The organism is Deltaproteobacteria bacterium (genome assembly GCA_020845775.1).
Lineage (GTDB): Bacteria > Bdellovibrionota_C > UBA2361 > SZUA-149 > JADLFC01 > JADLFC01.
The window spans coordinates 1-6226 of the sequence record JADLFC010000067.1 but is presented as its reverse complement, the minus strand read 5'-3'; the positions used below and the strand labels follow the sequence as shown (position 1 = coordinate 6226).

The following is a 6226-nucleotide window of genomic DNA, read 5'->3' as shown; positions in this document are numbered from 1 at the left end:
GGGCTTATCGGTGAGAGTCATCTCAATTAAACCGTCCTTCAAGGCGGGCTTAAGATAGCGCTCGCGAAAGGACTTGCGATCCGCAAGGTGCAGGGCAGCTTGCAGTGCCTCACGGCTCATTTCACCATCGATTGCCGCTAGTAAGTCGCCGACTTGGGGGGCAACTTAGGGGGTAGCTTGGGGGGTAGAGGTGGTCAAGGTATGTAGTAGCGTGTGCAACATAAAAGAGATGAATGGCGCGGAATCCGTTTGGCGGGTGCTCGCCTGCAATGCCTGGTAGTATTCGGCCTGACGCTCGTAGATTTGACTTTCTACCGGGACGTCGGCAAACAAAGGGTTCCAGTGGGCGAGAATCAGGCTTTGCCACAGTCTGCCAATGCGGCCGTTGCCGTCCGCGAAGGGATGAATAAATTCGAACTCGTAATGAAAGACTGAGCTTGCGATAAGTGGATGGGCATCCGTGCTAGCTAGCCAAGCAAATAGGTCGGTCATCAAATGCGCCACTCGGTTTGCAGGAGGTGCCAAGTGGATTAATTTTTTTCCAGCCATAACGCCAACCCCACTGTGCCGATACATGCCCGCTTCGTCAATTAAGCCGGTCATTAAAATGCGGTGCGCCTCCAGTAAATCCTTTGGTGCGGTAGGGTTCCAGGTGTCGAAGCGCTCGTAGGCGGCAAGTGCGTTTTTTACTTCTTGAACCTCCCGCGGCGGCGCGATAACGCGCTTGCCGTCAAGTATTGCGGTGACCTGCTCCTCGGTAAGAGAATTTCCCTCGATTGCGAGCGAGCCATGAATAGTGCGGATTCGGTTAATGCGCCTAAGCCGCAGCGCGCTAGTCTGTTCGGTAATTGCCGTTAATCGGCCGATAGACTCGCTAATCGCAGCGACGAGGTTTAGGATTTCTGAGGTAATGGTATAGGGTGGTTGGTAGTTTGATTTCATCCTGCCGTGGCTAAGCGAGCTACTAATTATTTAATGGACGTGGCGAAAAACATGCCCATTATTGCAGACGCTAACGCCAACAGACAAGCGCGTAGCGGCGCTCCTTTTCATACGCTCCCTATCGGAAATGGGAGCAAAGAGTTGCCAAAATTGAAACTGTTTTTCCTGCAAAACATCCAATAAACAACAAATACCGTTTTTAAAAAGTAAAATATTTAACTTACTTTTTGAAAACGGTATAGGGACTTGCAAGCTCCAAGCGCAGTTGCTCATTAAAACTGGCAAATGCGTCTCGCCGAAGCGAATAAACTGTTTGTAATTACAGGCGATTGCGCCGGTGGAAGCGGAGATAACTACTAGGAGTTTTTGAGTGGTTACTTGTAGTTTTACATCATGTTTGCTGCTTTTTCGTGGGTCTAGCTATGAAACGAATCACTTCTATTTTTATTTTCCTAGCCTTCATTTTGGTATCACCCGCAGTTTCTGATACGCCCGAAGGGGATGGCGCTAATGATTCCAACAACTCTGTCGGTCAAGGTGCAGAGAAGCCTATCGATCCGTTGGACCTGCCGCCCGAGGAGTTTTTTAATTTGGACCTAAGTGTGTTTTCGCCGGCAAAGAAGCTTCAAAAGCTTAAGAACGTTCCCTCGGCCATATATGTGATGACCTCAGAAGATATTCGTCGCTCTGCGGCAACTACGCTTATAGATTTGTTTCGCTTGGTTCCTGGTATTGAGGTAGCTCGCGTTAGTGCTCACGAGTGGGCGATAACGGCTCGGGGGTTTAATCAAGTTTTTGGCAATAAGATTTTGTTGCTCATAGATGGCGCACCGGTGGAGACGCCCATTTTTAACGGCATTCTCTGGGAGAACATCAACATTCCGCTAGACACTATTGACCGCATTGAATTTGTTCGTGGGCCCGGAGCTGCCATCTGGGGAACTCGAGCGATGAATGGGTTGATAAACGTCATTACGAAGGAGTCTTTTACGTTCCCGCATAATAGTTATTCTGCAGGCGTTGGCAACGAACATCAGGGCTCGGTTACTGCGCGAGCTGGGAAGGTGTTAAGCGAGAGGGCGGCTGTAAGTGCGTATGTAAAGGCGGATAAATTCGCTGCAAGTGAGGATGCTAGTGGTAATGATTTGGATGACGAGTGGGGGATAGTTAGCGGGCATTTTAGGACTGATTTAAAGCCTACTAATAAGGATAGCGTGCGGGTGAAGGCGACAGCATCTGCTAGGCAGGCGGATTTTCAGTTAAGCGTTCCTACGTTAAGTGAGCCTTTTAGCGAGGAGAGGCATGACGAAAGAGATAATCACCGTGCGTCCTTAGGGGCACTGTGGGAGCACGATTTAGCTGATGATTCGCGAGTTAGTTTGGAGTGGAATAATCTTTACGAGAAGCGGGAAGATTTTCTGTTGGACTTGTCGTCCTACTATTCGGATCTAGAATTTCGGCATCGGCTTTCGCCTTTTGGGGCAAATGATCTTACGTATGGCTTAAATGTTAGGTTCTACACGGATGAGACTGAGGGAAGTGAGGTGTTTCGCTTCGATCCTGCGGATCGCTCATTGATGTTTTATCGGGGTTTTATCCACGATGAGATTTCGCTCATCGAAGATGTCTTAATGCTAACGCTTGGTTCTCGGTTTGAGGAGAATGAGCAGGTTGGCTTTAATGCACTTCCTACGGCGAGGTTGTTGTGGAGCTTGAGTGATAGGTTTTCTGTTTGGGGTGGGGTGTCGTATACGACAGGGAGTCCGGCTAGGTTATACGATGATATTAGGCTAAATGTGGCAGCCTTTCCGGAGCCGGAGAGTGGGTTACCGGCGATAGTGCAAGTCCAAGGCAATCGCGATTTTGATTCGGAGAAGTTGCTTGCTTACGAGGTCGGGGCGTGGATGGAGCCGCTGGAGAAGTTGTATGCAAGTGTTACGGGGTTTTATTTTAGGTATGATGATTACCTGTCGGCGAACCATCCAGGGACTCCGGAAGTAATTTTTGATGAGGTGTTGGGACCATACCTATTGATTCCGCTGCCGTATGACAACGAGATTTCAGCGGATTCTATAGGTGCGGAGGTTGCCTTGGATTGGGAGTTAAGGGATTGGATAAACTTGTCTGCTAGCTATAGTTATTTCCTACTCACGGCGCAGTCGGTTGGTATGGCTAATGCGGAGCTCGTAGAGGATAACCCGCGAAATAGCTTTTCCGTTCGCAGTCATATAGATGTTTTGCCAACGGTGGAGCTCGATGGGATATTGCGATGGGTGGATACTGCTCGAAATTCGGCCATAGGCAGGTATGCTGAGGTCGACTTGCGATTAGCTTGGTTGTTTCGCCAAAACATGGAGCTAGAGCTCATTGGTAGAAACCTACTAGACAAACGACATGACGAGCTAGGGGCGCTAGTATTTAGCACCCCGCTAAGCGAAATAAGTAGAAGTGTGTTTTTGCGGCTTGGATATACGTTTTAAAGTCAAGGGATTGAAGATTATGGTTGCCGATCTTGACACTTTGCCCAAATAGCCTTGGTGATCGTGAATGAGATTTAAGCATTTTAGTTTTAGCAAGCGATTAATTGGCGTTGTGTTCGCTCTGTTATGCGGAGAGCCTAGTGCGGTGCTTGCTCAACATGTCTACAGCCTTGAGAACTCACTAGCAAGAGCGTACCTTTACATTGCTGCAAATGCCACATGGCCGCCCGAAATTGAGAAGTCTGACGTGTTTGTGTTCTGCACCACTCGAAGCCATGCCTTATATGATGTCTTTACGACGCTTTTGCCTACGCGTCGCGTTCACGACAAGCCCGTAGAGTTAAGACTGCTAAAGGAAGCGGATAAAGATTCTCAACGGCAGTGTCACCTCATGGCGCTGCCAAATGACAAGCCATTTAATGAGAAGATATTAGAAAATGTTGAAACGTATCCAGTGCTGACCATTGCTCATGAAGTAGACATAACGGAAATTGGAGGTTTGGTATTTCTTGCACATGACGACAGGCTACGACCACCTAGAATAGATATTGACGGCTTAAAGCGTCGCAGTCTTAGAATTGCTGCGCCGATACTAAAAATTAGTCTAGACAATTGGGGGCCAAAGAAGGAGAAGCGCGCTCCACTTTGAAAACGTTGAATTGTGGAGGTGTGATTTCTGGGAAGAGAATTGTAGCAAAGGCTCCGATTACAACGGCCATGCATTTCGTTAAAGGCTGGATTGCTAAATAGAGCTTGCGAAATCGAGCACCAAGAGAGGCTTTTGGGTGATAGGCAGTTTGGCCGAGAAAAAGGGAGCTATTGTCTCGTCGCTCTGCCTCTTCAATGAGCTTGTAACAGGTATTGTAGTAAAGTGCCCCTTCGTCTCGGAAAGCGTAGTCAAGACCAAGATACAGAGGGTATAAGTCATTGGCATTGGTTAACACAAGCGCGAAGGACAAAATTTTCTCATCCCTCTTGGCAATCTGCACAAAACACCTGTCGCGAAGATTGAAGCCTAGCTGCCTAAAGAGGTCTGGCGTCAGAGCGTTGAAGTTGCTAGCTGAGCGTTGTAGCACCTGTGAATAGAGCTTGTGCAAGTCCTCAGCTAAGTTGGAAAAATCTGTAACCATGCGCCAACAAATTCCCGCCTCCTGTGATTTTTTAATGCGACGGCTGTATTTTGAGCGGTAATCGGAGCGCAGACGTTCAGCATAATGGGGAGCGCCTTTGGGAAGCTCAATGTATGCACATGGCATAGACGGAACGAACATGAACTCTGGTTTAAATGGATTGCCGAGGCGAGTAAGTTTTTGTTCTTCAAGTTCCTTTAAGACTACTAGCTGACACTTTAGCTCCTTAGCTTTATCGGTGAGCGCGTGCTTGACTTGAGTTAGTACAGTGTCGAGTTCGGAATCTTTTATCTTTGCTATGCCGAAGGAGTCTGTGCATATGGCGATGGGGCTTCCTGCAATTAGTGCTCGGAGGCAAAAGAAGTTGGGGAAAAACTTTCTAACCCACGAACAGAACTTCCCCAAAGCTGGAGCGGCTATTACGTCTAAATGAGTATGGTAGAGGAAGCAGGGGAGTGCCAATTTTAACTCACCATCTTGCCTTCCCAGCAAGTAGTGAAATTGCGTGTCGGCAAAATTCGCGCCTTCCAACGTTCTAGTTAAGTCGTAGCAATTTACCACATTGCCTTCGTCATAGCAGGAATCCCACTCGCTTTGAGTTATTGAAGCTATGCTAGTGATCCAAGTGAAGGTTATGTCGGCAGTCATGTGGTTATTAATGTAATTGAGTGCGTTTGAGATAAACTTTAATATTATACATTTAAATAGCAAATTACTGCAATGAAAAAGCGACTGCATTGACGGAATTTTGTGGGAGCTGATGGTTTGGGTTGTCGCCTCAGGCTAAAGTAAAGTCTCTGCTGGGAATGCCTGTGTGAAAATGTAGTTGGATCGTCAGAGACTAAACGTTTCGCCTGAAGCAACAACCCAAACCATCAGCTCGCGGGCACCCGAGGAGTTTTTTAATTTGGACCTAAGTGTGTTTTCGCCGGCTAAGAAGCTTCAGAAGCTTAAGAACGTTCCCTCGGCGATATATGTAATGACCTCAGAAGATATTCGTCGCTCTGCGGCGACGACGCTTATAGATTTGTTTCGCTTGGTTCCTGGTATTGAGGTAGCTCGCGTTAGTGCCCATGAGTGGGCGATAACGGCTCGGGGGTTTAATCAGGTATTTGGCAATAAGATTCTGCTGCTTATCGATGGCGCACCGGTAGAGACGCCCATCTTTAACGGCATTCTCTGGGAGAACATCAACCATGAGGTTGGTGCGCGAAACGGCATTGTCAAGGCAGTGCGCAACTATATTAATGTGCACGATTTGCAACCCAAGGGTGTAAAGATTATTGCAGAGGATATTCGCGAAGGTATTATTTGCCTAGTGTCGGTAAAACTCCCCAGCAGTGAGTTTAGTCCGCAATTCCAGTGACAGACCAAGAGCAAGCTCAACAATCCGGAAGTTATGCCGATAGTAGAGTCTGCGGTGAAAGGGTTAGAACAGTTGCTATACCGTTTCCAAAAAGTAAGTGTAACTACACGCCCCCCCGATTGGGAATTGTGGGATTGGTGTAGGGCATTTAGAGTTGGAAGTTAAGGAGGCTTAACATTTTTCGCTGTCCCATGTCGTGAGTCTTGTTTGGTGTTTTGCCGCCCGCCGGAAGTTACACACAACCGCCTCCGACGGGCTAGATGTGTGGCCCTTTGTCGGCGTTTATGCATAACTTCCTCCCCGCCATT

The 6226-nt window shown here is 47.8% G+C and carries 6 protein-coding genes; 3 read left to right on the top strand and 3 right to left on the bottom strand.

The annotated features are described in order from the left end of the window. Positions 1–120: cell filamentation protein Fic (locus IT291_04515; GenBank protein ID MCC6220489.1), on the bottom strand; the 120-nt coding region annotated here is incomplete at its 3' end. Positions 121–165: 45 nt separating this feature from the next. Next, a complete protein-coding gene (locus IT291_04510) occupies positions 166–942 on the bottom strand; it encodes a Fic family protein (GenBank protein MCC6220488.1) in 777 nt (258 codons plus the stop codon). 422 nt (positions 943–1364) lie between these two features. Between IT291_04510 and IT291_04505 the strand changes: the two genes are divergently transcribed. Beyond that, the gene (locus tag IT291_04505) at positions 1365–3422 is read left to right on the top strand and encodes a TonB-dependent receptor (protein MCC6220487.1); all 2058 of its coding nucleotides are present in this window, start codon (positions 1365–1367) and stop codon (positions 3420–3422) included. A gap of 67 nt (positions 3423–3489) precedes the next feature. After that, a complete protein-coding gene (locus tag IT291_04500; GenBank protein MCC6220486.1) occupies positions 3490–4071 on the top strand; it encodes a YfiR family protein in 582 nt (193 codons plus the stop codon). Here IT291_04500 and IT291_04495 read toward each other — a convergent pair. After that, on the bottom strand, positions 4022–5200 hold the full coding sequence (locus IT291_04495) for a GNAT family N-acetyltransferase (protein ID MCC6220485.1): 1179 nt from the start codon (positions 5198–5200) through the stop codon (positions 4022–4024). The genes IT291_04500 and IT291_04495 overlap by 50 nt on opposite strands. A 259-nt stretch (positions 5201–5459) precedes the next feature. Between IT291_04495 and IT291_04490 the strand changes: the two genes are divergently transcribed. Continuing rightward, positions 5460–5918 (top strand): TonB-dependent receptor plug domain-containing protein, encoded by a 459-nt coding sequence (locus IT291_04490; GenBank protein ID MCC6220484.1) that lies wholly within the window; start codon positions 5460–5462, stop codon positions 5916–5918. Positions 5919–6226: the final 308 nt, after the last annotated feature.

Coding starts and splice junctions, on each gene's coding strand:
- IT291_04495 (MCC6220485.1), bottom strand. CDS start 5,200: ATGACTGCCGACATAACCTTCACTTGGATCACTAGCATAGCTTCAATA.
- IT291_04500 (MCC6220486.1), top strand. CDS start 3,490: ATGAGATTTAAGCATTTTAGTTTTAGCAAGCGATTAATTGGCGTTGTG.
- IT291_04505 (MCC6220487.1), top strand. CDS start 1,365: ATGAAACGAATCACTTCTATTTTTATTTTCCTAGCCTTCATTTTGGTA.
- IT291_04510 (MCC6220488.1), bottom strand. CDS start 942: ATGAAATCAAACTACCAACCACCCTATACCATTACCTCAGAAATCCTA.